General features: G+C 73.7%; 25 protein-coding genes, 2 tRNA genes and 1 pseudogene. 13 read left to right on the forward strand and 15 right to left on the reverse strand.

The annotated features are described in order from the left end of the window. Positions 1 to 260: 260 nt before the first annotated feature. Complete coding sequence (locus ACZ462_RS05740) at positions 261 to 1,106, forward strand: helix-turn-helix domain-containing protein (protein WP_467808748.1); 846 nt, start codon at positions 261 to 263, stop codon at positions 1,104 to 1,106. After that, positions 1,103 to 1,930: a helix-turn-helix domain-containing protein gene (locus ACZ462_RS05745; protein ID WP_467808749.1), complete on the forward strand. Its 828-nt coding sequence runs from the start codon at positions 1,103 to 1,105 to the stop codon at positions 1,928 to 1,930. The genes ACZ462_RS05740 and ACZ462_RS05745 overlap by 4 nt, the downstream gene beginning before the upstream one ends. Before the next feature lie 42 nt (positions 1,931 to 1,972). Here the strand turns inward: ACZ462_RS05745 and ACZ462_RS05750 are convergent, their stop codons facing one another. After that, complete coding sequence (locus ACZ462_RS05750) at positions 1,973 to 3,817, reverse strand: putative bifunctional diguanylate cyclase/phosphodiesterase (RefSeq protein ID WP_467808750.1); 1,845 nt, start codon at positions 3,815 to 3,817, stop codon at positions 1,973 to 1,975. A gap of 345 nt (positions 3,818 to 4,162) precedes the next feature. Here ACZ462_RS05750 and ACZ462_RS05755 point away from each other — a divergent pair, with 345 nt between their 5' ends. Next, a complete protein-coding gene (locus ACZ462_RS05755) occupies positions 4,163 to 5,398 on the forward strand; it encodes a M6 family metalloprotease domain-containing protein (RefSeq protein ID WP_467808752.1) in 1,236 nt (411 codons plus the stop codon). 83 nt (positions 5,399 to 5,481) lie between these two features. On the opposite strand, the gene ACZ462_RS05760 is transcribed toward ACZ462_RS05755, so the two are convergent. The 3 genes and pseudogenes from ACZ462_RS05760 to ACZ462_RS05770 all read right to left on the reverse strand — a co-directional run bounded on the left by ACZ462_RS05760 (position 5,482) and on the right by ACZ462_RS05770 (position 6,590). Continuing rightward, positions 5,482 to 5,555, reverse strand: a tRNA-Lys gene (locus tag ACZ462_RS05760). After that, a pseudogene (locus ACZ462_RS05765) lies at positions 5,546 to 6,131 on the reverse strand (bifunctional DNA primase/polymerase). The gene ACZ462_RS05760 and the pseudogene ACZ462_RS05765 overlap by 10 nt, the downstream one beginning before the upstream one ends. 111 nt (positions 6,132 to 6,242) lie before the next feature. Further along, complete coding sequence (locus ACZ462_RS05770; protein ID WP_467808753.1) at positions 6,243 to 6,590, reverse strand: hypothetical protein; 348 nt, start codon at positions 6,588 to 6,590, stop codon at positions 6,243 to 6,245. Between the two features lie 216 nt (positions 6,591 to 6,806). Between ACZ462_RS05770 and ACZ462_RS05775 the strand changes: the two genes are divergently transcribed. Together ACZ462_RS05775 and ACZ462_RS05780 are read left to right on the forward strand one after the other, a co-directional pair. Further along, positions 6,807 to 8,465, forward strand: coding sequence for a recombinase family protein (locus ACZ462_RS05775; protein ID WP_467808754.1), 1,659 nt, complete (start codon positions 6,807 to 6,809; stop codon positions 8,463 to 8,465). Between the two features lie 348 nt (positions 8,466 to 8,813). Continuing rightward, entirely contained in the window at positions 8,814 to 9,431 is a 618-nt protein-coding gene (locus ACZ462_RS05780; RefSeq protein WP_467808755.1) for a recombinase family protein, read from the forward strand. Here the strand turns inward: ACZ462_RS05780 and ACZ462_RS05785 are convergent. Further along, positions 9,428 to 9,649 carry a DUF7848 domain-containing protein gene (locus tag ACZ462_RS05785; RefSeq protein WP_467808756.1) on the reverse strand — a complete coding sequence of 74 codons (222 nt, stop codon included), beginning with the start codon at positions 9,647 to 9,649 and terminating at the stop codon, positions 9,428 to 9,430. The two genes, ACZ462_RS05780 and ACZ462_RS05785, sit on opposite strands and share 4 nt — an antisense overlap. 350 nt (positions 9,650 to 9,999) lie before the next feature. Between ACZ462_RS05785 and ACZ462_RS05790 the strand changes: the two genes are divergently transcribed. Continuing rightward, complete coding sequence (locus ACZ462_RS05790) at positions 10,000 to 11,106, forward strand: helix-turn-helix domain-containing protein (protein WP_467808757.1); 1,107 nt, start codon at positions 10,000 to 10,002, stop codon at positions 11,104 to 11,106. 13 nt (positions 11,107 to 11,119) lie between these two features. Here ACZ462_RS05790 and ACZ462_RS05795 read toward each other — a convergent pair whose 3' ends face one another. Genes ACZ462_RS05795 through ACZ462_RS05810 form a run of 4 tightly spaced genes read right to left on the reverse strand, consistent with a single transcriptional unit; the run spans position 11,120 to position 16,032 of the window. Then, on the reverse strand, positions 11,120 to 12,454 hold the full coding sequence (locus ACZ462_RS05795; protein WP_467808785.1) for an AAA domain-containing protein: 1,335 nt from the start codon (positions 12,452 to 12,454) through the stop codon (positions 11,120 to 11,122). 41 nt (positions 12,455 to 12,495) lie between these two features. Next, entirely contained in the window at positions 12,496 to 14,070 is a 1,575-nt protein-coding gene (locus tag ACZ462_RS05800) for a hypothetical protein (RefSeq protein ID WP_467808758.1), read from the reverse strand. Next, positions 14,058 to 15,257 carry a hypothetical protein gene (locus ACZ462_RS05805; protein ID WP_467808759.1) on the reverse strand — a complete coding sequence of 400 codons (1,200 nt, stop codon included), beginning with the start codon at positions 15,255 to 15,257 and terminating at the stop codon, positions 14,058 to 14,060. Before ACZ462_RS05805 ends, ACZ462_RS05800 begins: the two co-directional genes overlap by 13 nt. Continuing rightward, entirely contained in the window at positions 15,196 to 16,032 is an 837-nt protein-coding gene (locus ACZ462_RS05810) for a phosphatase PAP2 family protein (RefSeq protein WP_467808760.1), read from the reverse strand. The genes ACZ462_RS05805 and ACZ462_RS05810 overlap by 62 nt, the downstream gene beginning before the upstream one ends. 117 nt (positions 16,033 to 16,149) lie before the next feature. Here ACZ462_RS05810 and ACZ462_RS05815 point away from each other — a divergent pair, with 117 nt between their 5' ends. Continuing rightward, complete coding sequence (locus ACZ462_RS05815; RefSeq protein WP_467808761.1) at positions 16,150 to 16,746, forward strand: histidine phosphatase family protein; 597 nt, start codon at positions 16,150 to 16,152, stop codon at positions 16,744 to 16,746. 40 nt (positions 16,747 to 16,786) lie between these two features. Here the strand turns inward: ACZ462_RS05815 and ACZ462_RS05820 are convergent, their stop codons facing one another. Continuing rightward, positions 16,787 to 18,088, reverse strand: coding sequence for a tetratricopeptide repeat protein (locus tag ACZ462_RS05820; RefSeq protein ID WP_467808762.1), 1,302 nt, complete (start codon positions 18,086 to 18,088; stop codon positions 16,787 to 16,789). Between the two features lie 278 nt (positions 18,089 to 18,366). Between ACZ462_RS05820 and ACZ462_RS05825 the strand changes: the two genes are divergently transcribed. Beyond that, positions 18,367 to 18,807 carry a hypothetical protein gene (locus ACZ462_RS05825; protein WP_467808763.1) on the forward strand — a complete coding sequence of 147 codons (441 nt, stop codon included), beginning with the start codon at positions 18,367 to 18,369 and terminating at the stop codon, positions 18,805 to 18,807. Positions 18,808 to 18,850: 43 nt separating this feature from the next. Continuing rightward, the gene (locus ACZ462_RS05830; protein WP_467808764.1) at positions 18,851 to 19,795 is read left to right on the forward strand and encodes a spermidine synthase; all 945 of its coding nucleotides are present in this window, start codon (positions 18,851 to 18,853) and stop codon (positions 19,793 to 19,795) included. A 15-nt stretch (positions 19,796 to 19,810) separates the two neighbouring features. Here the strand turns inward: ACZ462_RS05830 and ACZ462_RS05835 are convergent, their stop codons facing one another. Beyond that, positions 19,811 to 20,365, reverse strand: coding sequence for a hypothetical protein (locus tag ACZ462_RS05835; protein WP_467808765.1), 555 nt, complete (start codon positions 20,363 to 20,365; stop codon positions 19,811 to 19,813). Positions 20,366 to 20,444: 79 nt separating this feature from the next. Between ACZ462_RS05835 and ACZ462_RS05840 the strand changes: the two genes are divergently transcribed. The 4 genes from ACZ462_RS05840 (at position 20,445) to ACZ462_RS05855 (ending at position 23,452) form a co-directional block, all read left to right on the forward strand. Then, entirely contained in the window at positions 20,445 to 21,134 is a 690-nt protein-coding gene (locus ACZ462_RS05840) for a response regulator transcription factor (protein ID WP_467808766.1), read from the forward strand. Positions 21,135 to 21,162: 28 nt separating this feature from the next. Then, on the forward strand, positions 21,163 to 22,572 hold the full coding sequence (locus tag ACZ462_RS05845; protein WP_467808768.1) for a sensor histidine kinase: 1,410 nt from the start codon (positions 21,163 to 21,165) through the stop codon (positions 22,570 to 22,572). 62 nt (positions 22,573 to 22,634) lie between these two features. Then, the gene (locus ACZ462_RS05850; RefSeq protein WP_365505794.1) at positions 22,635 to 22,799 is read left to right on the forward strand and encodes a DUF5993 family protein; all 165 of its coding nucleotides are present in this window, start codon (positions 22,635 to 22,637) and stop codon (positions 22,797 to 22,799) included. 11 nt (positions 22,800 to 22,810) lie between these two features. Continuing rightward, positions 22,811 to 23,452 (forward strand): disulfide bond formation protein B, encoded by a 642-nt coding sequence (locus ACZ462_RS05855; protein WP_467808769.1) that lies wholly within the window; start codon positions 22,811 to 22,813, stop codon positions 23,450 to 23,452. Positions 23,453 to 23,516: 64 nt separating this feature from the next. Here the strand turns inward: ACZ462_RS05855 and ACZ462_RS05860 are convergent. From ACZ462_RS05860 to ACZ462_RS05875, 4 genes are all read right to left on the reverse strand, one after another. Continuing rightward, a tRNA-His gene (locus ACZ462_RS05860) sits at positions 23,517 to 23,589 on the reverse strand. A 104-nt stretch (positions 23,590 to 23,693) separates the two neighbouring features. Beyond that, positions 23,694 to 24,296, reverse strand: coding sequence for an oligoribonuclease (gene orn, locus ACZ462_RS05865; protein ID WP_467808770.1), 603 nt, complete (start codon positions 24,294 to 24,296; stop codon positions 23,694 to 23,696). Between the two features lie 136 nt (positions 24,297 to 24,432). Beyond that, a complete protein-coding gene (locus tag ACZ462_RS05870) occupies positions 24,433 to 25,602 on the reverse strand; it encodes a helix-turn-helix domain-containing protein (RefSeq protein WP_189808305.1) in 1,170 nt (389 codons plus the stop codon). Positions 25,603 to 25,975: 373 nt separating this feature from the next. After that, positions 25,976 to 26,425, reverse strand: a complete 450-nt coding sequence (locus ACZ462_RS05875; RefSeq protein WP_467808772.1) for a hypothetical protein — start codon at positions 26,423 to 26,425, stop codon at positions 25,976 to 25,978. Positions 26,426 to 26,588 lie beyond the last annotated feature (163 nt).

Raw genomic sequence — 26,588 nt, forward strand, 5'->3', positions numbered from 1 at the left:
TCGTACGGCCGGCCCGCACCCTGGGGCGGCGGCCCGGCTGACGAAGCGACTCTCCTGCGCCAACCTGCCCCCCGTCCAGTGCCGCCGCCCGAACCGGGCCGGCGTGGGACGTCCCACGCTCCGACCTGCTGGGATGCCGGTCCGCGGGATGCGCTGCCGGGACGCCGCGGAGGCGAACGGTTCTCGCCAACCCGTGGTCCGGACCTGGAAGCCGGGTCGGGGCGGCCCGATGCTGGGGGAGAACAGGGGGGAACGTCACAGTGGCGCGTTGGAAGGAACTGCCCGCCGCACTCGACGGCCGGGAGCGCCGGCTCGTCGCGGAGTTGCGGCGGTTGAAGGACCACAGCGGCCTGAGTCTGGCCGCGCTGGCGGCCAAGACCGCCTACAGCAGGTCGTCGTGGGAGAGGTACCTCAACGGCAAGCAGCCCGTGCCGCGCGAGGCGGTCGAGCAGCTGGCCCGGGTGTGCGGGACGGAGCCGACCCGGCTGACGGTGCTGCACGACGTGGCGGTGCGGGCGCGGCAGCCCGCGGCCGGCGGGGCCGCCCCGAAGGAGCGGGAGGACGCCACGGCCGGCGGTGAGGGCACCGACGCCCCGGCCGCGCCCCCGGCGGCCGCGCCCCCGCACACCACGCCCCCGCAGGGCGACGCCGCCGAGCCGGCCGGGGCGCGGTCCGGGCGGACGGTGTCGCCGGCGTGGTTCCTGGCCGGGATCGGCGCCGCCGCGGCGGTGGCGTTCACGGCGGGCCTCCTGGCCGGCGGGGCCTGGTCGGCCGACGGCCGGGCCGCGCAGACGGCGGCGGCGCCGGCGGGCGGCAAGCCCGGCTACCGGCGGGGCGTGGCCTACACGTGCGAGGTGAAGCGGGAGGGGACGGAGCTGCGGGCCGGGCACGGCACGAGCCGCGACATCCTGCTGGACATCAACAGCACCGGTTTCGACGTCGTCGAGGTCCAGTGCCTGCTGCGCGAGCACGGCTTCGACCCGGGCAGCACCGAGGGGCTGTACGACCAGGCGACGAAGGACGCGGCGACGCGGTTCCAGAAGGCGCGCGGGCTCGTCGCGGACGGCATCGTCGGCCCGAAGACCTGGGGGGAGCTGCGCAAGTGATCACGGACACGGAGTGCGGGCAGCTCGCCGCGGAGCTGCGGCGGCTGCGCGAGCGGACGGGGCTCAGCCTCGCGGCGCTGGCCCGGCGCACCCCGTACAGCAAGTCGTCGTGGGAGCGGTACCTCAACGGCAAGATGCCGCCGCCCCGCAAGGCCGTGGAGGCGCTGTGCGCGGTCGCGCACGAGCCGCCCGCCCGGCTGCTGGCCCTGTGGGAGCTCGCCGACAGCGCGTGGAGCGGCCGGGCCCGGCCCGCAGGGCCCGCACCGGCCGCAGCGCCGGGTGCCACAGCCACCGCGCCCGCGGCCGCCGCAGGCCCGCCGGCACCGCCCGCCCGGCGGTGGCGTCCGGCGGCCGCAGCGGCCGGGGCGGTGTGCGCGGCGGTGCTCGCGGCGGGCGCGGCGCTGCTCGCCCTGCGCGGCCCGGAGCGGGAGGGGGCGTCCGCCGGGCCGGAGGAGAAGCCGATCCGGAACCCGGGCTGCGCGGCGGAGTCCTGCGCGGGGCAGGACCCGACGCGGATGGGCTGCGGCGGCGCGGGCATGGTCGACACCGTCCTCGCCGCCGACGCGGCGGGCGGGCGGCACCTGGAGCTGCGGCACGGCGGGATGTGCCGGGCGGTGTGGGTGCGGGTGTCCGGCCTGGCGGCGGGCGACCGCGTCGAGCTGTCCGTGCCCGGCGGCGCGCCGCCGCAGGTGCTGCTCATGTCGGATCGGGACGTGGGGAACTACGTGTCGACCCCGATGGCCGCCGCCGAGGGCCCCGCCGGGGCACGCATGTGCCTCCTGCCGTCCGGCGCCGCCGAGGACGCCCGCGTCTGCTTCCCCTGACCGGCGGGCCCCGCGGAACCCGGGCCGTCCCGCCGCCCCGCGTCAGTGCCGGTCGCGGCCCGCGCCGGGGCGGGTGCCGATCATCTCCGCGATCCGCTCCGGTGCGACGGCCCGCGAGTACAGCCAGCCCTGGCCGGTGTCGCAGCCCACGCGCCGCAGCCGGGCCGCCTGCCCGGCGGTCTCCACGCACTCGGCGGTCACCGTGAGGCCCAGCCGGTGCGCGAGCTGGACGAGGGCCTCGACGATGGTCTCGTCCGCCGGGTTCGGGTGCGTCCCGTCCTCGTAGCGGAAGCCGCGCACGAACGACCCGTCCAGCTTCAGCACCGACACCGGCAGCCGGCTCAGGTACGCCAGGTTCGAGTAGCCGGTCCCGAAGTCGTCGATGGCGATCCGCACGCCCATGTCGCTGAGGGCCTGGAGGGCCTGGAGCGGCCGGCCGGCCGAGCCCATCACCGCGGACTCGGTGAGCTCCAGCTGGAGCAGCTGCGGCGCGAGACCCGTCTCGGCGAGGATCCCGGCGACGTCTCCCACCAGGTCCGAGTCCCACACCTGCCGGACGGCGACGTTCACCGACACGAAGACCGGACTGTCGCCGGGATGCTCGATCTGCCAGCGCCGGGCCTGCCGGCAGGCGGTCCGCAGCACCCAGCGGCCCAACTGGACGATGGAGCCGTCCTCTTCCGCGATGCCGATGAACCGATTCGGCGTCAGGTTCCCGAACTGCGGGTGGTTCCACCGGACCAGTGCCTCCACCCCGCGCACCGCGCCGCTCTCCAGGTCCACCAGAGGCTGGTACTCCACCTCGAACTCGCCGCGCTCCACCGCCGGCCTGAGCGTGGAGCTGAGGGCCTGCCGGGTCATGCGGTGCGCGTTGCGCTCGGGGTCGAAGAGGGTCCAGCGGGCCTTGCCGTCGGCCTTCGCCCAGTACAGGGTCGTGTCCGCGGCCTGCATCAGCCCGGTCGCCGAGGTTCCCTCCGCGGCCCGCTCGACGACGCCGATGGACGCCGACACCGACAGCCTCTGCCCCGCCAGGTCGAACGGCTCCTGGATCGCGGCGAGGACGCTGCGGGCCAGGTCGGCGAGCTGCTCGGTGCCGGTTGAGTCCTCCACCAGCAGGGCGAACTCGTCGCCGCCGAGCCGGGCCACCAGGTGCCCGCCGGTCCGCCCGTACCCGGACTGGTCGGCGCACCGCGTCAGCCGGGCCGCCACCGCGGTCAGCAGGCGGTCGCCGACCCGGTGGCCGAGGGTGTCGTTGACGGCCTTGAAGCCGTCCAGATCCAGGTAGCACAGGCCGATCCGCCCCGTGCCGCCGTGCTCGCACGAGGAGGACTCCAGGGCGGCGGAGAGCCGCTCGAAGAACAGGGCCCGGTTGGGCAGCCGCGTCACCGGGTCGTGCATCTGGAGGTGCCGCAGCCGGGCCTGGAGGTCGCGGCGGTCGCTGATGTCGGCGACGGACAGCAGGACGTCCCGGGTGCCGGGGACCGGGCCGAGGGTGACCTCCGTCCACAGCGAGTGCCCGTCCGGGTGTTTGAGCCGGCGCGTGCAGCGCAGCCGGGCCTGCCGGCCGCGCAGCACCTCCTGGTACGCCTGCCAGGTGCGGGCCTCCGCGCCCAGGTCGACGAGGTCGGCGGCGCGGCGGCGGACCAGCGCGTGCGGCTCCGCGCCCAGCATGGAGGCCAGCGCCGGGTTCGCGGCGACGACGTGCCCGCCGCGGTCCACGACGGCCATCGCGAGGTGTGCGGCGTTGAACGCCGCCCGGTAGTCACGCGGTTCGGTCTCCGCCCGCCCCGGCGCGGGGGACATGACAGGCACTGAAGGGTGACGCTCCGTAATGGCCGATCGGATGCTGTCGGCCGCCGAACCGGTTTCGTCAGAGGTGCCGCTCACCGTGGCTCCCGCAGTGCTCGTGTGTGTCCGCGCAGGAAAGTGTGCCGATCATAGAGGCAGCCGTACGGCCCTATCCAGCGGCGTCGCCGTGTGGGGGGCTTCGCTTCCGCGTGCTGACGGGCTGCCTGAGCCGCCTGGGAGATCGTTTCTGTGCAGGTGTGAGCGACTGGCTGCGACTTCCGGCCCCGGGTGATCGATCGTGACATTCCGTAGGCAGGAGAGTGAACGTGCGAGTCACCGGCTTGCCGCATCCCTCACTCGGGTGGGGCACCGGAACAGGGCGTTAATAAGACAATCGCCTCAGGGTGGGACGAGAGGGTACGAAACTCACCACCGGAGGTCGACGTGCGGCGACAGCAGACACCCGGGGGAGTGGACCGCTCCCGCCTGCGCAGCGCGGCGGCCGCGCTCACCTCCCTGTCCGCGTTCGCCGCCATGTCCCTCGTCGCCGGGCCGGCCGCCGCCGACTCCGGCGCCGGACCGTGCGCCCTGGCCCGCACGGCGGCCCACCACTCCCTCGGCCTCGACACCTGGAACGGCGCCTACCCGCGGCCGGTGCGCAGCCTGGACGCGGTCATGGTCTTCCTGTCCTTCCCCGACCACCGCGCGACGCTGACACCGCAGGAGCTCGCCGCCGACCACTTCCCCGCCACCAGCGATTTCTTCGCCCGGGCCTCCTACGGCCGGTTCCGCCTGGTCGCGCATCCGCAGCAGGAGTGGATCCCCATGCCGCGGCCGTCCACGGCGTACGGCATACAGCGCGACTGGGCCCCCGCCGACCGGGCCGCGTACCTGCGTGACGCGGTGACGGCCGCCGACCGGGAGATCGACTTCTCGCGGTACGACGTCGTCTACTTCGTCGCCGACCCGGACGCGCCGGGCGTGGACTCGGACGCCACGAAGGTCGTCAACTTCGACCGGCCGGTCCGCGCCGACGGCACCGACCTGCGGCGGATCGTCACCGTCTTCGAGCGGCACCCCCCGGACCGCAACGTCCTCGCCCACGAGACGGGGCACGTCTTCGACCTGCCGGACCTCTACCACCGGCCGAGCGACGGCAAGGGCGACTGGGACACCCACGTCGGGGACTGGGATGTCATGGGCAGCCAGTTCGGGATGTCGCCGGACCTGTTCGCCTGGCACAAGTGGAAGCTCGGCTGGCTGGACGCCTCGCAGGTGGACTGCGTGCAGTCCGGGTCCTCCCTGCACACCCTCCAGCCGGTCGGCGTCTCCCCGCCCCCCGGGTCCTCCGGCGGCACCCGCCTCGCCGTGATCCGCACCGGCCCCGGCAGCGCGGTCGCCGTCGAGGCCCGGGGCTCCGCCGGCAACGACGGGGACACCTGCACGGAGGGCGTCCTCGTCTACCGGGTGCGGAACGAGGCGCCCTCCGGCGGCGGCCCGATCGAGGTGCTGGACGGGCACCCGGAGACCGAGGCCTGCTGGGACCGCTCGGTGTACCCGCCGCTGGCGGACGCGCCCCTGGCGGTCGGCGAGTCGTTCACCGTGCCAGGGGAGCGGATCAGGATCGAGGTCGCCGACCGGACCGCCTCGGGCGCCTACGCCGTCAAGATCACCACCTGAGCGGGCGGCGGAGCCGCCGGAGCCGACCGGGGCCGCACAACGAGGAAGGCCCCCCACTTGTGTGGGGGGCCTTCCTCCGTCTGTGCGCCGCCAGGGACTCGAACCCCGGACCCGCTGATTAAGAGTCAGCTGCTCTAACCAACTGAGCTAGCGGCGCTTGCTGACGAGGAAGACATTAGCAGGAGGAGGCCCGGAAGGAAAAATCGATATCCGCAGCTCGGGCCGCGCGCACGTATGCCCACAGCAGCGCCTCCGGTCCGGGCAGCCACGGCCGGCGGGTGTCGGGGGCCACGAGCCAGCGCGACGGGCCGGGCGCCGCATCCAGCGGGGGCACGCCCACGGCGTCGCCGAGGCCGTGGCACAGCGGCGCCGGCACCGGGCCGCCCCACTCCTCCCAGGCCAGCAGCGCCGGCAGCCGGTGCGCGGTCCCGGTGGCGGCGAAGAGCAGCACCCGCCCCCGGTGCACGGCGACGGGCCCGCTGCCCGGCCCCTCCGACCACAGCAGGTCCAGCATGCGCCGGCCCAGGACCGACGGGACGTTGACGACGTCGAAGGCGGTGCCGCACGGCAGCACGGCGGGCGCCCACGGCCGGGCCTGCCACGCCTCCAGGGTGCTCTCCGGCAGCGCCGAGGCCGAGGCCAGCCAGGCGGCGCCCTGCGCGGTGACCTGGGTGGCCGTACGGGAGTCCCGGTCGGGACAGGCGGAAGCGGAGGCCGTCGTCAGCGTCGTCATGGCAATGATCTACCGTCCGTGGCGGGACGGTTTCCAGGGGTTACGGAAAACCGGGACAGGACGGCCCGGGCTGCGCTATGTTGCGCCCCGCATATGCCACGGGCCCGTCCCCTAATCGCGGTCCGGACCGCCGCCGCGCTGGAGGGTCTCCCCGAACTCGATCATCTTCACGGCGTAGTCCTCGGTCCACTCCGCCGCGGACGCGATCAGCGCCGGGTCCAGCCGGTCGAACCGCCGCGGATCGGCGAGCTGCGCCGCAGCCACCGCCTGGAACTCCATGGCCCGCTCCGCCGCCGCCCGGAAGGCCAGCGTCAGCTCGGTGGCCCGGGCCAGCAGCTCCCGCGGGTCCTCGATCGACTCCAGGTCGAAGAAGTGCTCCGGGTCGGCGGCGGCCTCCGACGGCTCGAAGAGCAGCGGCGCCGGCCGCAGCTTCCGCTCGGTCCGCTCGGGCTCTGCCATGCGTCTCCTCCTGCTGCGCGTACGGGACCGGGCCGGGTGCCGGGCCACCCTCCATTGTCCAACGCCCGCGCAAGAGGGCCCGCGGCGGCTCAGGGCCGCCAGGTGACGCGGTGTTGCGCCAGGTGTGCCAGTACCGCGTGGTTCGCCTCCCAGTCGTCGGAAAACACGATCACCATGTAGCTTGGTGTGAGCGCAGGAGCTACAGGGGGGAACGACATGCTGAACAAGCCGTCACCTGGCAGCCGAGTCCTGAAGATGCGACGCATCAGCCGAGACTCTGAAGACAGCTCTGCCTTGGCCCGGCAGGCTGAGGCACTGGACGGAGCGGTCGCCGAAGGCCGCTACGACGCCGTGGGGGATGTAGAGGACTCGTTCGTGTCGGGTGCGGTCCGCCCCGAAGAGCGGCCCAGCCTCGGCAAGTGGATGCGTGAGCCGCTCTGGTACGAGTGGGACGCGATCATGGTCACTTCCCTCGACCGCATCACTCGGAATCAGACCCACTGGGAGATGTTTGCCGACAAGTGCTATCAGGGAGGAAAGGACGTCATCTGTCTCGATGACCCTTCCCTGGACATCACCCCCGGCAACGGCCGGATGATCGCTTACATCAAGGCGACGCAAGCGCAGGAGTACCGGGAAGCCATCGTGCAGAAACGCCGGAATCAGACTCAGTACTACCGTGATGAATCCCTGTGGGGCGGCGGGACTTGGCCCTTCGGTTACCGCCCGGTGCTGACGGAGTACCAGGGCAGGCAGCGCTACAAGCTGGTTATCGACCCGGTGACGGGCCCCCTGATCCGTGAGGCATACGAACGAATCGGTATCCAGGGGTGGAGCATGAGCCGCCTCTGTGAAGACTGGAACAAGCGGGGTGTCCTCACGTCGCAGGACTACCAGCGGAGCGTGAACGCAGGCGAGAAGAAGGTTGGCGTCAAGACAGCCATCAAGGGAACGCGGTGGACCACTGCCACCTTGGGGAAGATTCTGAAGAAGCCGATCCTTCAAGGAATCGCCATGCACAAGGGTGAGCCGCTTCTCCGCGACGGGATTCCTGTGCGATGGGCAGACCCGATCCTCAGCGATGATGAATTCGCCAAGTTGCAGGTTGCCGTTACCGCCCTCGGCCAGCATCGTGCGGGCATCAAGTCCAACGCATCTCCCATGGCGGGTGTTCTCCACTGTCCGTGCGGAAAGAAGATGTACGAGAACAGCTCGGTCGGAAAGCTGAACACGGGAGAGGTTCGGCCGCACAAGTACTTCCGCTGTTCCTCATGGTCCAACGGCAAGGCGTGTGAGTTCTCCGTCTCCTGGCCTCAGGATCAGCTCTACGCCATGGCGGAGCATGCATTCCTTGTCAAGTTGGGTGACGAGGAAATCATGGAACGCCAGTACGTTCCGGGTAGGGACAACAGGAAGCAGATCAGGGAGCTGGAGCGCGCCATCGACAATCTGTCGCAATCAATCGCCTTGGCCGCTTCTCCTGCCGTGATTTCGTCCCTGACTGGCACGATGGAGCGGCATGCGGCCAACCTCGAAGCTCTGACGGCTGAACCCTTCGTGCCGGGGCGGTGGGAGGTCACCAGCACCGGCCAAACCTACGCCGAGAAGTGGTCCAAAATGACAGGCTGGAAGGAGCGGGGGCCCTTCCTTCGTGAAGCCGGCTTCCGGCTCTTTGTCTGGGGCCACCCCAAGGAAAAAGGGCGAGATATGACTGTCTACGTTATCTCGCCGCATGATGTCGCCGAGAGGGCTAGTGGCACTCTGGCCAGATCTGTTGAGCCGAGTGACGAAGAAGCATGGAATCTTGAAGCCGTGAAAATCTTCAAGGAAGTCCTGGAGTTGGAGATTAATCAGTTGAGGGTTAGTGCCCCTTAATTGAGACCTGGGCCCCTGTTCAGGCAGGAGCCTATTTCTCTGCTACTTAGATAATGGTAGTAGATATATAACCAACCGCATAAATAATGTACGTGTCCTCTTGGGGTATCCCGGATGAGCCTCAAGGTAAGTGAGACAGGGATCATGGCCTTCTGAAACCCGTACGGGATTAGAGGGTGGCTCTCCGTGCAGTTCTCGTCGAGGCCTATTCACGCATCCCCCCAGGTGTAACGCACCGTGATGACGGCGAGCGGTCTCAGAAACCATGGTTTGCGAGACGGTGCGGAGGGTTGTCTCGGGCTGGCTGGAGCTGTGTCCAAAACTCGTCTCGAAACCTACTCTGGATGCTTGCTGTTTCGAGACGGGTTACGAGACGGTTGCCTCACGGCAAAGGACACAACCACGGGTCACCTCATCGGCTACGCCCGGGTCTCGACAGACGAACAAGAGGCGCAGCTACAGATAGACGCCCTCAACGCCGCTGGGTGCTCCCGGATCTTCACCGACAAGGCGTCTGCCAAGAACGCGGAGCGCCCGGAACTCACGGCGGCCATGGACTACCTGCGAAGCGGAGACAGTCTCTGCGTGTGGAAGCTGGACCGCTTCGCGCGATCCCTCATCGACCTCGTGACCCTGGTGGATGGACTCAGTCGGCGTGGCATCGGCTTCAAGGTGCTCACTGGCGCCCTGGCCAACATCGACCCCGCCACGGCGGACGGCCGTCTCATGCTTCAGGTGGTTGGTGCCATGGCGGAGTTTGAACGATCCCTCATCCAGGAGCGGACGAAGGCGGGACTGGAAGCGGCCAAGGCTCAAGGTCGGACCGGTGGTCGCCCCACTGTCATCACGGACGACAAGCTCACCGTGGCCAAGGTCCGGAAGGCCAAGGGGGAGAGCGTCAGTGCCATTGCCAAGGCTCTCGGAGTGTCCAGGGCCACGCTCTACAGACACCTTGGGGAACCCTAGGTGCGGGTCACCCGCGCATGGTCGGTAGCCACCCGGCGGAACAGCTCATGGCCCGTCCGGCCGGAGTGCCGTAAGGCCCAGTCCTGGGCAGTCTCCTGTTCTTCCTGTGGACCGGAGTCGGCTCCGCATCCAACGTGGGTACAGAAGACCTCCCAGGTGACTCCGCCCTCGGGAGCATGGCGAATGGAGTGCTCGACGTATCGGAAGGTGGTGCGCATTACCGGGCGGCCTGACCGTGCGGGTGCTGGCGGATCTCTACGTTGCAGTCCACCACTCCGGAGAAGTCCCGTAGCTGGTAGTACTCCGTCCGCTGTTTGCCCAGGGCGGCGCACACGGCACAGTTGGGAGCCGGCTTGGGGTCAGGCTTCGGGAAGGGATCGCGTTGCGGAACCTGCCGCCACTGCCTTGTCGTTGTGCCGCTCATGCTGCACCCCATTCACGTCGCCCACTGGTGTCCGTGATCGTCCCGCCGATCATCGGCGCGGCCTAGTGTGATTCGTAGTGCGAAGTGGCTTCATCGGTAGGGAATTCGGCCGTCTAGTGGCACCTGTAGTGGCAGGGTGGGGGTATGGACGTAGGGGAGCTGATCAGGGACCTGCGGAAGGCTCGCGGATGGAGCCAGGGGCGGCTAGCTTCTGAGATCAACAAGGCGCACGGGACAGCACTCTCACGGGAGTACGTCAGCAACTGGGAGCGTTCGAAGGTCCGGCCCGGCGGCTTCTACCTTGCTGCACTGTCCGGCGTTCTGGACGTGCCCCTAGCTGTCCTGGAAGGTGAAGTGGACCGACGTCAGTTCCTCACCGATGTTGCGGGAGCTTCCATAGCTCCTGTGGTTGCCTCGGATCTCCTGTCCAAGGGATTCACTGCCCGGTTGCAAGGTGGCCCGACAGCGGACGCCTGGGAAGGCAAGCTGGCGACCTACGGCACCGAGTACATGTCCCTGGGAGCTGCTGACATCCAGCGCCGGGTGTCCGGCGAACTGGTCGTCGTTCAGCAGCAACTGGAGAACCCTCGGCTGTGGTCTGTGGCTTCTCGCCTCATGACCCTGTACGCCAAGACCCTTCCAGGGTCGGACGGATCGAAGGCCGTGCACTGGTACCGCATGGCCGCGAAGGCCGCAGACGAGTCCGGCGACGACGAAGCGAGTGTGTGGGTCCGAGGCCGGGCGGCCATCGCTCTGGGCTACGAAGGTGCTTCCCTGGGCGTTGCCGACGTGTTTGCCGATCAGGCCCTGGCCATAGGGGGGCGTCCCTCCCTGGGGTTGCTCAACGCTGTGATGGGCAAGGCCCACGCCGCAGCACTCCGAGGTGACAGGGACGCGGCTCTGAAGCTCGCCGACCACGGGCGGCGCATCTTCGACGGAGTGGGCTCGTACGAACAGACCTCGGACTACGCCGTTCCCTGGTGGCGGATGAACGTCTTCCTGTCACTGTTGCTGGCCCGGCTCGGTGATGAGAAGGGAGCCGTCAGCGCGCAGGAGGAAGCGCTTCGGGAACTTCCCGATTCGCTTCCCCGCTTCCGTACCCACCTCGAGATGCACCGGGGTCTGATGTTGGCCAGATCCGGTGACCGTGAGGGAGGGGTGGCGTATGCGCAGGCCGCCTTGGCTGCTCTGCCACCCGAGAAGCACTCCCTGACGCTGCGGATGCTCATGGACGAAGTGACCGGGCCCTGAGCCCATCTGTGCCCTACGGCCGCCACGAGACGCGGTGGTTGGACCAGAAATCCCACGTGGTCATCATCGCCTCCCAGCCGTCCGGGAACTTGACGGTCACGCCCAGCTGGACCGGCTCCGCCGACGGGTGCTCGTCCAGCAGGTCCGCGATGCCCGCCCGGGCCACCACCACGCAGGCGTGCCGGTGCCGGGAGGCCAGCACGCACAGGCGGCCCGTCTCCAGGTGGAAGGCCGTCGCGTCCGGCCGCCCGGACAGCGGGTGGAGCACCACCGTCAGGTCGTACTCGCGGCCCTGAAGCCGGTTCGCGGTGTCCACCGTCACCCCCGCCACCCCGAGCCCGGCCAGCGCGGCGCGCACCGCCGCCGCCTGGTCCCGGTGGGCGGTGCCGACCGCGATCCGGTCCGGGGTGAGCGGGGCCGGGCCGGGGGAGTGCTCGTCGTGGGCGGCCGCTCCGCGGTCCAGGGCGCGGCGGACCACGAGGGCCACCGCCCGGACCGCCTCGGGGTCGGTGCGCGGGGTGTGCCGGGCGGGCAGCTCCAGCAGTCCCCAGCCGGCCTCGGCGGCCTCGTCGAGGACCCGGTCCGGGCCGGAGCCGTCGGAAGGCACCCCGTACGAGAGCCGGCGCTCGCCGGGGCCGGTGCCGCTGCGGAACTGCGAGTACGGGTAGAAGGCGCGGGAGACCAGCGGCGCGGCGGTCGCCGGGAGCCGCCAGGAGACGGGCAGCCGGTGCTGCGGCAGCTGCGGGTTGTGCGCGAGCAGCGTGCTGACCGCGGAGGCCGAGGGGTCGTAGGACAGGCCCGCCCACTGCTCGGCGCCGACCACGCTGAACGGGTCCAGCTGCCCGGGGTCGCCGACGAACAGGGCCCGCTCGAACAGCCCGGCCACGGCCAGCAGCGCGTCCGAGCGCATCTGGTAGGCCTCGTCGACGATGGCGTGCTCCCAGGGCTCGGTGTTCTTCACGTACGCCCACTTCGCCGCCGTCGAGATCGTGACGGGCAGCTCCGCCAGGTCGCCCGGCTTCGCCGACAGGGTGACCGACGGCAGGTCGCGCAGCGCCGGGTCGTAGGCGTCGGCGTCGCTGCTGTGGAGGCGGCCCACCCGCAGCTCCGGGTCCTTGTCGGCGAGCCGCAGCACCAGGTCGTCGACCTGGGCGTTCGTCTGCGCGACGATCATCAGCCGGCGGCCGGCCGCGGCGAGCTCGCGTGCGGCGCGGACCACGAGGGTGGACTTGCCGGCGCCGGGAGGGGAGTCGACGACGACGCCGCGCTCCGGCCCGTGCAGGGTGTCGCGCAGGATCGCCGCGGTCGCCGCGGCGGCGGCCGCGCCCGGGTCGGACGCGGCGGGCACGGCACCGGCCGCGTCGGCGGGGCGGGGGATCGGGCTCGCGGTCACAGGAGGTCCTCGTCGGTCACGGCGTCGGGCAGCCAGGCGGCGGCTTCGGCCGCCGCGGATCCGGGCGGGCCGCCGTGCGTCCACGGGGTCTGCTCCGGGTCGGGCAGCTTCGGGCCGCCCCGCGCGTCGTGCTCGAACAGCGTCCAGCAGATCCGGTCGCCCTTCTCCGGCACCGAGCCGGGCTCCGGCTCGCGGCCCCGGCCCATCTTGTCCAGGAGCCGCAGCACCAGGCGGCCGTCCTCCTCGCGGCGGACGAACTGCGCGCTCTGCGGGCGCCCGTCCAGCGAGCGGTACACCTTCTGGCCGCCCTCCTCCGCCAGCTGCGGCCGGTCCTCGGTGAACACGGTCACCAGGGGGCGGGGGCTCGGCCGCCTGGAGTCGGTCCACTCCATGACCACCTCGGTGACCTCGCCCGCGAAGGCCTCTCCGGCGAGCCGCCGGCCTGCCATGACCAGCGGGTCGTCCAGGGCCTCCTGGGCGTCGAGGCGCACCTGCTCCGTCTCGCGCGTCGCGAGCTTCTGCGCCGCGGTGACCGCGTCGTCGCGGCGCGGCTGCGGCGGCTCGCCGGCCCGGACCCGGTCGCGGTGCCCGGTGTAGGACCAGCGGTCGCGGACCCAGCGGTCCTCGGCCCGCTCGGCGGGCGGCAGGCCGCGCAGCAGCTCCAGGGCCCGCCACACCGCATCCCAGGTGGGGCGCATCTGCCCGGCGACCAGTTCGCGGACCTCCTCCGCGGCGCGGGCGGCCTGCGCCGGGCGGCCGGAGGCGCGCGCGGCGTCGTAGCGGGCCATGGCGGGGGCGAGCAGCCTGTTGTCGAAGGCCGGGTCGGTGGCGGGCCCGGCGGGCGGCACGAGGAGGTGTCCCTGCCGGTCGCGGCCCGACTCGGCGCGGAGCGCGGCGGCGGCGCCGGACTCCCCCTCCGGGGGGTCGATCCAGGCCAGCAGGGCGCCCAGGTGCTGGTCCTCCAGGTTGCTCTGGCCGGTCGCCCAGTGCCGGGCCAGGACCTCCGTCGCGGCCAGCAGCATCGCGGAGCCGGGGACGCGGGCGCGCTCGCCGAGGTGGGTGAGCCAGCGGCCCAGCAGCGGGACGCGGGCGGGCGCCGGGTACGGGTTGTCGGGGTCCTCCTCGGCGGTGCGGCGGAAGCGCATCGACCGGCCCAGCAGGCGCACGTACTCGACTCCGGCCCGGCTGGGGACGACCAGCTGCGGGGCGTCCAGGCACAGCTCGGCCGACACCTTGCCGCGCACGCCCGTCTCCGGGTCGGTCTCGGTGCGCTCGACCGCTTCGACGGCGTCCGCGTACGACTCGACGTACGGCAGGACCTCGTCGGCGAGGTCGGCGAGGAAGGACCAGCGCAGGTCGCGGTCGCGGGGCTGCGGCACGACGAGCAGCCGGGGCGCGGCCGGGTCGGTGCCGACGAGCGCGCCGAGGGGCGCGCCTGCCTCGCCCGCGGTGGTGAGCGGGACGAGGACGAGCGGGCGCTCGGACAGGTGCCGGTGGCGGACGGTGGCCTGCGGGCGGGCCCGGCCCGAGCGGACCGCCTCCAGGCGGGCGAGTGTGTTCAGCAGCGGCATGCGCCCTCCCCGGGGGGCTCGGCGGTCTCCGCGGCGGCGGCGAGGATCCCGGCGGCGGCGCGGTCGGCGGCCTCGGCGAGGGCCTCGGCGCGCAGCCGGGCCGCCTGGAGCAGCGCGGCGGCGGTCGGGTCGCCGTCCGCGCCGCGCCCGGCGGCGGCGTCGAGGGCCTGCGCGACGGTGGCGTACCCGCCAAGTTCCCCGCGGACGGAGCGGCCGAGCGCGGTGGCCTCGCCGGCGGCGCGGGCGCGCTCCCGGCAGTGGAAGGCCAGCTCGCAGGCGGAGAGGCACTCGGGGGCGTAGGAGGCGGAGACGGCGGCGACGGCCTCGGTGAGCTCGGCGGCGGGCCGGGCGGGGTCGAAGGTGAGCCCCGCGGGGAGGGCCGCGGCGAGTTCCTCGACCCGGGTGAGGCGGGCGAGCTGGCGGCGGGTCACCGCGCGTTCGCGGCGTACGTCGACGGGCGCGGCGGCGGGCTGGTTGGAGAAGTCCCTGGGGCAGACGAGCAGCACGGTGTGGCCGACCTCGGCGGCCTCCACCTTGGCGGCGGTCCTCTCCAGGGCGAGGACGTACACGGCGGCCTGCCGGGCGGCGGCGCCGACCTTGGCGGGGTCGGCCGAGCCGTCGAGCAGCGGGAACGACTTGACCTCGACGACGGTCCAGCGGCCGTCGGGGTGGACGACGACGGCGTCGGGCTCCAGGTAGGCGGGGGTTCCGGCGACATCCAGGGCCAGCATCGGGTGGTCCAGCAGGGTCCACTTCCCGGCGGCGGTGGCCTCGCGCAGGGCGAGCGCGGTCCGGGCGGCGCGGCCCTCGGGGCCGGCGGCGGAGAGGTCGGGGACGGTGGCGCCGGCGCGGGGCGGCTCGGCGCCGGCCCCGAGGTGGAGGTGGACCAGGCGCAGCAGCTCGGCCCCGCCGTCGCCCTTGACCTTGGCTTCGAAGGAGTTGCCGCGGATGATCGCGAACTGGGACTGGCCGAAGGGCGCGGGTGAGCCGAGGGCCGCGGCCAGCGCCGTCTTGTCGACTCCGGCCCCGTCCAGGAGGGCGCGTCTGCCGCAGCCCGGGTTGGCGGCGAGCGCCGCCAGCGCGCGGGCGTCGAGCGGGCGGGGTGGCACGGCCGGGCCGCGCAGGTCAGCGAGCCGCTGCCGCAGTGTCGTCGTCGGGGGCGGGCCGCTGGGCGGGTGGGAGCTCACGGGCGGAAGTGTCCCATCCGCCACTGACAATCGGGGGCGTACCGCCGAAACCCGCTGTTCCGGAGGGCAGTCGGCGGGCGATCGCGTAGCCGGCGGCCATCACGGCGGCGCCGGCGGCGGCGTCGAGGAAGTAGTGGTTGGCCGTGCCCATGACGACCAGCACGGTGAGGGCGGGGTAGGCGGCGCCGAGTGCCCGCAGCAGCGGCCGGCGGCCGTGCCGCCACAGCAGGACGCCGCACCACAGGGCCCATCCGACGTGCAGGCTGGGCATGGCCGCGTACTGGTTCGTCAGGCCGCCCATCCCGCGGGGCGCGCTGGCCTCGGCGCCCCACCAGCCGTACGCGCTGTACTGCGCCATGGTGTCGGTGAAGCCGTACGCGGGGTCGAGCAGGCGGGGCGGGCAGGTCGGCAGGAGTGTGAAGCCGACGAGGCCGAGGAGGGTGGAGGCCGCGAGCCAGGTGCGGGCGGCGGTGTAGGCGTGCGGGCGGCGGCGGTAGAGCCAGACCAGTACGGCCGGGGTGACGAGGTAGTGCAGGGAGGCGTACGCGAAGTCGGCGGGGACGCCGAGGGCGGCGTGGCCGGTGAGCAGCCGGTTCAGGGGCCGTTCGAAGTCGATGCCCAGCACCTCCTCGGCGCGGAGGATCGCGAGCCCGTGGCCGACGGCGAGCCCGACGTCGCCGCGGGCGAGGAGCCTGCCGCCGGAGTAGGCGCCGTAGAGGACCCCCAGGAGCAGCAGTTCGGCCCACCAGTGCGCGGGCTTCCGCCGATCAGTCATGCGGGCTAAGACGTGTGTTCGGGCGCGGGGGTTGCCTGGTGCCGGTGTGATGGATGATGGTCGGACGATACGAGCACGCGAACCACCGCGAACCACCAGTACCGGGAGAACACGACCATGGCGCCCCGCATCCTCCTCGCCCGGCACGGCCAGACCGCGTGGTCCAAGCTCGGCAAGCACACCGGCCGCACCGACGTGCCCCTGCTGGACGAGGGCCGGCGCGGCGCGAAGCTGCTCGGCGAGCGGCTCGCCGGGGAGCCGTGGGACGCCCTGCCCGGCGTGGAGGTTCGCACCAGCCCCCTGTCGCGGGCGAGCGAGAGCTGCGACCTGGCCGGATTCGGCGGCCGGGCCGAGCCGTGGGACCTGCTGATGGAGTGGGACTACGGCGACTACGAGGGCATGACCCCGGCCGAGATCCAGGCGGTCCGGCCCGGCTGGCTGATCTGGCGCGACGGCGTTCCAGGCGGCGAGTCCGTCGCCGACATCGCTGCCCGCGCGGACGAGGTGGTCGCCTGGGCCCGCTCGGCCGAGCGGGACGTCCTCGTCTTCGCCCACGGGCACATCCTGCGCACCCTCGCCGCCCGCTGGCTCGGCTTCGAGGCCTCCTTCGGGGCCCGCATCCGCCTGGAGCCCACCTCGCTGTCGGTGCTCGGCTGGGCCTACGGCGCCCCCGCGCTGGAGCGCTGGAACGACACCGGGCACCTGGAGGCGTAGGGGCCTGTCCGGCGGATCGCGGCCCGCCGCCCCGGCGGTGTCAGGCCATGGCGCGGCGGGCCAGGAAGGCCGCCACCCGGGGGCTGCGCTGGTGCGGCACGAGGGTGCGGGCCGTCGCCGACAGCATGCCCTCGACCCGGGTGGACTGCACGTCCGCGAGCAGGTCCATGACGCGGCCGCCCGCCCAGGCCGCCTCGTCGGGGGCGCCCGCGCGGGCCAGGTCGTCGGCGAGTTCCGCGGTGTAGAGGGCGACGTTGCGGGCGAAGTGCGGATCCTGGAGGTCCGCGGCGCGGCGAGCGTGCCGGGCCGCGCGGGGGTGCTCTCCGAGCGCCGCCCAGCAGCGCGACTCCAGTGACTCCAGCTCGGCCTCGCCGAAGAAGGACATCCACTCCGGGTCGGCGTCCGCCTCGCCGCGGGCGAACTCGGCGTGCGCCCGGCTCAGGGCGTCCTCGCAGGCCCGGCGGTCGGCCAGGCCGGCCCAGCCGCCCGCCTCGCGCAGCGCGAGCAGCGACAGCAGCCGGTGGGAGCCGAGGGAGCGGGCGGCGCGGCGGCCCGCCTGCGCGGCCCGCACCGACTCCCGGGGGCGGCCGGTGTCCCGCGCCAGGAAGGCCATGTTGCTGAAGGCGTGCGCCTCCAGGGCCGCGTTCCCCGAGACGCGGGCCGTGGCGAGGGCCTCCGCGTAGTGCGAGCGGGCGTCGTCGAAGCGGCCCGAGTCGTGCGCCAGCCAGCCTACCGACAGGGCCAGCTCGCCGGCGCCCGCGTGCAGCCGGTCCTCGGTGGACTGCCGGGTCGCGCCGGCGTCCAGCAGCGCGTAGGCGGCGCGCAGCGGTTCGGCGGCGCGGCGGTACAGGGCGTCGGCGCCGTGCCGGTCGTCCAGCAGCCGGATCCGGCGCACGGCGTCCTCGACGGCCGCGGCCTCGGGCTCGCCGGCGCGGGCGGGCAGCCGGCGGGTGTCGCCGAAGAGGGTCAGGCCGAGGGTGGCGGCCGCCACGGTCGCGGAGCCGCCCGCCATGAAGGCGCGGCGCTGCACGTCGCTCTCCCTGCCCTGCGCCCGGGACTGGGCGGTGCGCTGGGCGGCGCGGCCCCGCACCGCCTCGCGGGGGGAGAAGCCCAGGTCGGTCAGGGTCCGGCCGGGGAACATGTGCAGGAAGACCCGTTCGTAGGCGTAGTTGGGGCAGCGGATCTCCCCGGCCTCGACCCGGCCGATGTAGCGGGCGTCGCAGGAAACCGTTTCTCCGATGTCGCGCGCGGCCCGCCGCACCAGGGCGGCGAACTCGGCGGGGGAGCGGGTTCCGCGCAGCCGCCGGAACGCCTGGTTGGGTGAGTGCGGGAACGCCGCCATGGACCTGGCCTCTCTGGCAGGGGACGCACCGCCGGTGCTCTCGGCGCGGTGCCGGCCCGGCGCGCACGCAACGTACCGCCGGCGGGGGCCCCGTGATGTGCTGTTTGGCTACAAACCGGATATCTCACCCGCGATCCGCCATGAACTGCCATCCTTTGCGGCGTCTTGCCGCCGCATCTGTTGACGGACCGGGGCGTTGAACCCCTTGAGGAGCGCGCTGCGGCTCCTGTCCCCCGCGCGCAGGCGACGGAGGAGGCGTTCTGGTGGTGGAGGCCGTGATGGAAAGCACTGGAATGGACACCGCGCCCGCACAGGGCGTGCCCTGCGCGCCCGGGTTCCCGGCGGCCGGTGCCGGGGCCGGGGCCGGTGCGCCGGACCTCGTGACCGTGCCCGCCCGGCAGGGCCTGGAGGCCGTCGACATCATCCGCCGCGCCGCGGACCGCGCCGGCGGGGTCGGGCCGGTCCTCCACGACGGCCCGGGCGACACCCTCGGCTTCCTCGTGCCGCCCGGCACCGCCGACGGCTGGGACCTGCCGGGCAGCGCGTGCACGCAGACCAACGGGCGCGGCATGCGCTTCGGCGAGCTGCCCCCGGCCGCGCGTGACGGGGGCTGGCTGCTCCCGCCCGAGACCGCGGGCGGCGTCACCGACCCGGAGGTGCTGCGGGCGGCGCTCGGCGAGGCGGCCCGGCTGATCGAGGCTGCGGACAGCTGCAGCTGAGCCGGGCGGGCCGGCGGACCCGCGCGGCGGGGACAATGGCCTGGTGGCAGGCAAGGGCAGAGGCAAGGACAAGGGCCGCGGCGAGGCGCGCGGCGCGGGCGCCGGCAGCGGACGGCGCGGGCGCGCCTCCGCTCCCGCGGCGGGACCCGGCGGGGGCTCCGGGCCGGTCTCCGCGCAGGTGGACGGCGGGCTCGCGGAGCTGGCCCCCGACCCGGAGCGCGCGGGGGGCTGGACCCTGCTGATCGACGGGGCGCCGCAGTCGCACGTCGACCTCGCCGACCCGGGCCGGCTCGCCTTCGCCTACCAGCGCCGGATCGGCCACCTCATCGACCTCGCCGCCCCGGCCCGGCGGCCCCTGAACGTGGTCCACCTCGGAGGCGGCGCCTTCACCCTGGCCCGCTACGCGGCGGCCTCGCGGCCCCGCTCCCGGCAGCAGGTCGTCGAGGTCGACGCCGCGCTGGTCGCCTTCGTACGGGAGCACCTGCCGCCGGACCCTCAGGCCGGGATCCGGGTCCGGGCGCTGGACGCGCGCGCCGGCCTCGCCAAGGTCCCCGACGGCTGGGCGGACCTGGTCATCGCGGACGTGTTCAGCGGCGCCCGCACCCCCGCGCACCTGACGAGCCTCGAGTTCCTGGACGAGGTGCGCCGCACCCTCGCGCCCGGCGGCTGGTACGCGGCGAACCTCGCCGACGGGCCGCCGCTCGCTCACCTCAAGGGCCAGATCGCGACCGCCGCCGCCCGCTTCGGGCACCTGGCGCTGGCGGCGGACCCGGTCGTGTGGCGGGGGAAACGTTTCGGCAACGCGGTGCTCGCCGCCTCCGACCGCGAGCTGCCCGTCGCCGAGTTCACCCGCCGGGTCGCGAGCGACCCGCACCCCGGCCGCGTCGAGCACGGCCGGGCCCTGACCGACTTCGCGGGCGGCGCCGCCCCGGTGGCGGACGCCTCCGCGGTCCCGTCCCCGCAGCCGCCCGCGTCGGTCTTCCGCTGACGCGGCCCGGCCCGCTCAGTTCTCGTACGTCTCCACCAGCGGCGGATGGCTGTGCCAGGTGCAGAAGACGGAGACCTCCCGGTCGCCCTTGGTGAAGGTGACCCGGATCCAGTACGGCTGCTTCCACACCTGCATCTGCCAGCCGGCCTCCGGTGTCGCCGAGACCAGGTCCGCCGAGGACGCGCCGAGGTCGAAGACGACCCGGCCGCCCGCCGCCGTGTACGCCTTCACCCGCCCGGCGCCACCGGAGCCGTCGGAGGCGTCCGGCCCCGACGGCCGGGGGCCCGGCCCGGACGCCTTGGGCGACGGCCTGCCGGACGGCTGCCCGGAGGGCGCCGCGCCCGGGTCCGGCGGGGAGGCCCCGGCGGACGGCGGCCCCGGCGGGGACGGCTCCGGGGCGGTGGGCGGGCGCTGCGTCGACGAGGACAGCGCGTCCGCCGTCAACGGCACCGCGAGCGGCCGGTCGTAGGCCGTCCCGGACATCACGGTGTGCACGCCCCACCACGACAGCGTCACCGCCGCCCCGGTCGCCAGCATCCAGGCGAAAGCATGTACAAGTCCTCGGCGCATCAGGCCACATACTGCACCACCCGCACCGAACACCGCCCGACACCCCGCGGTGTCCCCCGAATGGACTACGGTGCGGCCCATGGCAAGTGTGCTCGTGGTCGAGGACGACCAGTTCGTACGTTCCGCCCTCATCCGGCACCTGACCGACGCCGCCCACACCGTGCGCAGCGTCGGCACGGCCCTGGAAGCCCTGCGGGAGGTCGCCCACCACCGCTTCGACGTCGTCATCCTCGACCTCGGACTGCCCGACCTGGACGGCGCCGAGGCGCTGAAGATGCTGCGCGGCATCACCGACGTCCCCGTGATCATCGCCACCGCCCGCGACGACGAGGCCGAGATCGTCCGGCTGCTCAACGACGGCGCCGACGACTACCTGACGAAACCGTTCTCCGTCGAGCACCTCTCCGCCCGCATCGCCGCCGTCCTGCGCCGCGCCCGCGCCGCCGCCGGGACCGAGGCGCCCTCGCGCGTCCTGCGCGTGGGCGGGCTGGCCATCGACCCGCTGCGCCGCCAGGCCGAACTCGACGGCACCGCACTGGACCTGACGCGCCGCGAGTTCGACCTGCTGGCCTTCCTCGCGGGCCGGCCCGGCGTGGTCGTCTCCCGCCGCGAGCTGCTCGCCGAGGTGTGGCAGCAGTCGTACGGCGACGACCAGACCATCGACGTGCACCTGTCCTGGCTGCGCCGCAAACTCGGCGAGACCGCCGCCAACCCCCGCTACCTGCACACGCTCCGCGGCGTCGGAGTGAAGCTGGAACCGCCCGCGTGAGCGCCGGCGGCGGCAGGGGAGCACGCCCGTGAGGTGGGCCCTGGTCAAGGTGTGCCTGGCGGTCACCGCGATGGTCGTCGTGGCCTTCGCCGTGCCCCTCGGGCTCGTCGTCCAGGAGATGGCCAGCGACCGGGCCTTCTCCAACGCCGAGCGGCAGGCCGCCACCATCGGCCCGACCCTGTCCATCACCACCGACCCCGTACAGCTGCGCAGGGCGGTGGAGTCCACGCAGACGGGCGCCGCCGGGCGGATGGCCGTGCACGTGCCCGCCGTCGGCGGCAGCCAGGCCGTGGAGGTCGGCACTGGCCGGGCCGCCGTGCACGCCGTGGAGGAGACCCGCAAGCAGGGCCGGGCCATGACGGTCCCACTGCCCCGCGGCGGCTCCGCCCTCCTCCAGCCCACGGCGCTGGGCTCCGGCGACATCGCCGTCGTCGAGATCTACGTCCCCGAGGCCGAGGTGAGCAACGGCGTCGGCACCGCCTGGCTCGTCCTCGCCGGCGTCGGCCTCGCGCTGGTCGTCGGCTCGGTCGCCGTCGCCGACCGGCTCGGGGCGCGCCTCGTACGGCCTGCCGAGCGGCTCGCCGACGCCGCCCACCAGCTGGGCGAGGGCCGGCTCGGGGCGCGCGTACCGGAGGCCGGGCCGAAGGAGCTGCGCTCCGCCGCCGTCGCGTTCAACTCCATGGCCGACCAGGTCGTCGAGCTCCTCGCCAACGAGCGGGAGCTCGCCGCCGACCTCTCCCACCGGCTGCGCACGCCCCTGACGGTGCTCCGGCTCAACGCGGCCTCGCTCGGCGAGGGCCCCGCCGCCGAGCAGACCCGCGCGGCCGTCGAGCAGCTGGAGCGGGAGGTCGACACGATCATCCGCACCGCCCGCGAGCAGCGCGGCCCCGGCTCCCCGGGCGCCGGGGTGGGCGCCGGCTGCGACGCCTCCGAGGTGATCCGCGACCGGATGGCCTTCTGGTCGGCGCTCGCCGAGGACGAGGGCCGCACCGTCCGGCTCGCCGGGGTGGACCGCACGGTGCGGATCCCGGTGGCCCGGCCCGAACTGGCGGCCGCCCTCGACGCGCTCCTCGGGAACGTCTTCCGGCACACCCCCGAGGGCACCCCGTTCGCCGTCGACGTCCACGACGCGGGCGACGCCGTCATCGTCCTCGTCTCCGACGCCGGCCCTGGCATCGACGACCCGGACGCCGCCCTGCGCCGCGGGAACGACGGCGGCCGCGACGGCTCGACGGGCCTCGGCCTGGACATCGTCCGCCGGGTCGCCGAGTCCACGGGCGGAGACGTGCGCATCGGCCGCTCCGTCCTCGGCGGCACCGAGGTCAGGCTGTGGATCGCCCTCGACGGCCGGACCCGCGGCGACGGCCCGGACGGCGGCCGCGAGCGGCGCGGACGGCGCAGGCGGCGCGGGCGCGCCGCTGCCGGTCAACCGACGTAACCGGCGGGCGCCGGGGGCGCGCCTCGCGGGGCGCGCGCGGGAGCGTGGGTACCGTCCGCGGCATGGACACCCTCATCTTCGGCGGTCTCCTCGCCACCCTTTTCGCCCTGTGCCGGGAGTCGTCGCGGACGGCCGTGCTCGGCGCCTGGTGGGCCGTGCTCGCCGCGGTGGTCCTGCTGACGGCCCACCACGTCGCGGGCGGCCCCTCGCTCGGGGCGGGCCTCTGACCGTGGTCACGATGCACAGCAGCATGGTCCCGGAGACGCCGATCGAGGGCGGCCTCCTCGGCCGCGCCCAGTTCTGGTTCGCCTGCCTCTTCACCGCCGGCTGGGCACTGGTCGCCGCCGGCGGCCTCGTCCACCAGTTCGCGCTCGGGATGCCGCCCTGTCCGCTCTGCGTCGTCCAGCGGATGTGCATGCTGCTGGCGGCGGCGGGCGCGGCGTACATCGTGCGGACGGCGCTGATGGACGGGGCGGTATCCGGCCGCGACTACATGACCGGGTGGGGGCTCGCGCTGACCGCCCTCGCCGCGGGCTCCTTCGCGTCCTGGCGGCAGGCCGTCCTGCCGGGCGGCCGGGCGGACGGCGCCGCGGTCCTCGGCCTCCACCCGCCCATGTGGGCGGCTCTCCTCTTCCAGGCCTCCGCCGCGGCCGTCGGGATCGTCCTCGCCCTCGCCCACGCGACCGCCGACCGGTCCGTCCCCGCGGCCGGGCCCGGCCGGTACCGGACCGCGGGGGCGGCCGCGCTGTGGCTGCTGGTGCTGGTCACCGCCGTGAGCCTGGCCGCGGTCTTCCTCCAGGAGGGCTTCCACTGGTTCCTGCCCGACACACCGCGCCGCTACGAGCTCTTCCACGACGTACGCCTGGGATGGCTGCGGTAAACCGGGCCCCGGGGAACGCGGAAGAGCCCCGGCCCGCTTCCGCGGACCGGGGCCCTCCTGCCAGGGTGAGTGACGGGACTCGAACCCGCGGCCACCTGGACCACAACCAGGTGCTCTACCAACTGAGCTACACCCACCATGCCCGGTCGAAACCGACCGGCCGAAGAAAAGGGTACAGGGTCCCGGAGGGTGCTCGCGCCCCCGTTTTCCGGAACCCCCCTCCGGAGGGCCGCTCCGCGTGCTATCCGGCGGGCAGCACGTACTTCGCGGCGATGGACCGGGCGGTGTCCGAGTCGGGCCCCGGCTGCGGCACGAAGACCGCCTCCCGGTAGTAGCGCAGCTCGGCGATCGACTCGCGGATGTCCGCCAGCGCCCGGTGGTTGCCGTTCTTCGGCGGGCTGTTGAAGTACGCCCGCGGGTACCAGCGGCGCGCCAGCTCCTTGACCGAGGACACGTCCACGATCCGGTAGTGCAGGTGGCCCTCCAGCGCCGGCATGTCCCGCAGCAGGAAGCCGCGGTCGGTACCGACCGAGTTCCCGCACAGCGGCGCCTTGCGGGGCTCCTTGACGTGCTCGCGCACGTACGCGAGGACCTGCTCCTCCGCGTCGGCGAGCGTCGTCCCCCCGGCCAGCTCGGCGAGCAGGCCGGAGGCGGTGTGCATCTCGCGCACCACGTCGGGCATGGTCTCCAGGGCCGCGTCCGGCGGGCGGATCACGATGTCCACGCCCTCGCCCAGCACGTTCAGCTCCGAGTCGGTGACCAGCGCGGCCACCTCGATAAGTGCGTCGTCCGTCAGCGAGAGACCGGTCATCTCGCAGTCGATCCACACCATGCGATCGTTCATGCGTCCACCTTATGCGCTCCCCGCGCCGATCCCGCCGGGCGGGCACCCGGGCGGCCCCGGGGACGGTGCAGGGCCCCGCACCGGTTCGAGACCGGTACGGGGCCCTGCCGTTCGGGGTGCGCCCCCGCGCCCGGCGCTACGCGTGCTCGCGCAGCACCCGGTTCGGGGCGTACAGCTCCGTCACCGTCGGGCCGGAGGCGGCCAGCGCCGCCGCCGCCCGCTGCGGCTGCGGGGTGCGCTGGTGCGGCACCGGCCCCGCGGCCAGGTCGGAGGCCTGCGCCTCGCCCTGGGGCCGGCGGGCCCGGTAGGCGGAGCGGTAGGCCGCCGGGGAGGACCCCAGCTGGCGGCGGAAGTGCCCGCGCAGCGCGACCGGCGAGCGGAACCCGCAGCGCCCGGCGACCTCGTCGACCGAGTAGTCGGAGGTCTCCAGCAGCCGCTGCGCCTGGAGCACCCGCTGGGTGATCAGCCACTGCAGCGGCGCGCTGCCGGTCAGCGAGCGGAACCGCCGGTCGAAGGTGCGCCGGCTCATGTACGCCCGGGCGGCGAGCGTCTCCACGTCGAACTGCTCGTGGAGGTGCTCCAGCGCCCAGGCGACGACCTCGGCCAGCGGGTCGGCGCCGATCTCCTCCGGCAGGGACCGGTCGAGGTAGCGCTCCTGGCCCCCGGTGCGCCGCGGCGGGACCACGAGCCGGCGGGCCAGTGCCCCTGCCGCCTCGCTGCCGTGGTCGGTGCGCACGATGTGCAGGCACAGGTCGATTCCGGCCGCGGTGCCCGCGGAGGTGAGGACGTCGCCGTCGTCGACGAACAGCTCGCGCGGGTCGACGTGGACGGACGGGTACCGCTTGGCCAGCGTCGGCGCGTACATCCAGTGCGTCGTCGCGGGCCGCCCGTCCAGGAGGCCGGCGGCGGCGAGCACGAAGGCACCCGTGCACAGTCCGACGATCCGGGCCCCCTCCTCGTGCGCCAGACGCAGGGCGTCCAGTGCCTCCGGCGGCGGCGGCGAAGTGATGGAGCGCCAGGCCGGGACGACGACGGTGCCCGCACGGGCGATCGCCTCCAGGCCGTACGGCGCGGTCAGTTCGAGTCCTCCGGTGGTCCGCAGCGGACCGTCCTCACCGGCGCACACGAGCAGTCGGTAGCGTGGAACTCCCGCGTCCTGCCGGTCGATGCCGAACACGGAGAGTGGAATGGAGCTCTCGAAGATCGGTCCGCCGCTGAACAGCAGCACCGCGACGATCTCCCTGCGGCGACGCCCCGCGAGCTTCCTGCCGGCGTCAGCGACGACGGCGGTGGAATCCTGGCTCATGGCTAAGCCCCCCTTGGGTGTCGCGACTCCTTGGTCTGGTCGCACCTGCACGTTTCCCCTCGGCCTTGCACGTGGATCCCCCGCCGTAAAACATGATCGAATCTACTGCGTCCACTGGTGTCGGCGTGACAAGTTCAGCACGCAGCGCTATGTCGACTTGGCAACTTGGCGAAAAGCATTCGATCAGGAACCGTTCCGCTCCGCTACCGGATCAGGGGGTCCTGGATTCGGCCGTGGCCGGTACTCATCGGGTCTTCCGGGCCCTCGGCGCCCGTCGTCGCTGGTGGTGGGGGGCGGGGCGGGGCATTCCGGCAAGGGGGCGGACCTTCCGGGAAGTTGGCTGAAATCATGCGGGTGTGGTTGTGCGAACCGGTCAGTCCCGCGGGGCGCCCCCGCCGGATCCCGCACAGCTGTGCCGGCCGCCGCCGCGGGCCGGGACCGCCGACCGCGAGTGCCGCCGGCGGCGCCCGGAGGCCGCCCGCTCCCGCGCCGGGACGAGCGCGGCGGCCCGCCCCGCCCGCTCGGACCGGCGGAGCATCACCCGGCACACGGCGGTGACCGCCGCCAGCCCCAGCGTCGCCACCGCGGCCCCGCCGAAGGAGGTCCCGTACACGACGAGGACGACGGGGACGAGCAGGCAGCTGAAGACCGCCCAGCGCACCACGTCACCCGCGGGATCGTCGTGCCGGCGGCGCGCGGACCGCACGGACGGGTGAACCGCGGTGCCCGCGGAGCGCCGGGGCGCACCGGCGTACGGGTCGGCGTACGGGCCGGGGGGCGCCGGCTCGGCGGGCTGGGCGGGCGGAACCGGATGGCCGGGCACGGCGGGCTCCCTGCGGGCACTTCGCGGACGGTCGGACGCCTGTCCAACGGCGTCCGGCGGGGCTCGGTCACTGCGCGCACGGGTGGCTCCCGGGCCCGCTCGTCACTGGCTGTAGGGGCCAGCGGCCATTGCCAAGGAGGCCCGCCTCCGGCATGCTCCCTGG

It is taken from the genome of Streptomyces sp. NPDC031121 (assembly GCF_055570615.1).